General features: G+C 38.9%; 1 protein-coding gene. It reads left to right on the top strand.

The genetic code is table 11. From position 1 onward, the window contains the following. Positions 1–211 (top strand): alanine racemase C-terminal domain-containing protein (locus AC6UDE_RS07120; protein WP_500697051.1); only part of this gene is annotated, 211 nt, incomplete at its 5' end. Between the last annotated feature and the right edge of the window lie 36 nt (positions 212–247).

Raw genomic sequence — 247 nt, forward strand, 5'->3', positions numbered from 1 at the left:
CGTTGGTAGAGTATGTATGGATCAACTAATGGTTAGGTTACCTTACAAGATGCCGATCGGAACTAAGGTTACTTTGGTTGGAACCGATCACGATCATACCATTACTTTACAGGACGTTGCTGACTATTGTCATACCATTCATTATGAGATTGCATGTGAGTATTCTAGCCGTTTACCACGTGTTTATCGGTCAAGTGATCATCTGAAGTAAATATTTGTAAGAGGGAGTATCTCCATGATATACAAA

The organism is Fructilactobacillus sp. X2R5C3, from assembly GCF_059901325.1.